At 69.9% G+C, this 528-nt stretch carries 1 protein-coding gene; it reads left to right on the forward strand.

What is annotated here, in order from left to right; all coding sequences use genetic code 11:
* Window positions 1–12 precede the first annotated feature (12 nt).
* On the forward strand, window positions 13–483 hold the full coding sequence (locus ACNFOC_RS55140; RefSeq protein WP_416966412.1) for a hypothetical protein: 471 nt from the start codon (window positions 13–15) through the stop codon (window positions 481–483).
* The last annotated feature ends 45 nt before the right edge of the window (window positions 484–528 follow it).

Here is a 528-nt window from a genome sequence, read left to right on the forward strand (position 1 = left end):
GGACAACCACCGGTGCACCACCACGCCTACCTGTGGACCGGACCGAAACCCCGCTTCGACCAGGAGGCCCTACGCCGTCCACCCCACCCCGAACCACCTCCACCGGGCAGCCGCCCGGAGTTGATCCAGCGCTACCGCGAAGTGGCAGCGGAATTCCCCACCTCCGACCTCCCCCCGCTGGAAACGGCGTACTGGCTGGTCAAGCCTCGGTCACTGGTACGGGGGACCTGGCCGGACCCGGCAGCCGCGGCGAGTTGGCTCAAGCGTCAACTCGCCGCCTACGCGCCCCGGTTCGCGGACGGGACACAGCGCGACACCGGTCACCTCGCCACCCTCGCAGCCTCCGCCGCCACACGACTGGCCTCCGGCCACGACTCGTCGTACGGCTTCTATCTCGAACGGCCGGCCTACCTCTCCCTCGCCCTCGTCACCTGCACCCCGAACCGAGCCAGGCCCAACCTGCCCTGCCCCTTGGACAGTTGAGTCATCGGGCAAGACCTCCTGGGGCCCCTCACCCCGCCGTACAAC

The sequence above is a fragment of the Streptomyces colwelliae genome (assembly GCF_048158785.1).
In the GTDB taxonomy this organism is placed as follows: Bacteria; Actinomycetota; Actinomycetes; order Streptomycetales; family Streptomycetaceae; genus Streptomyces.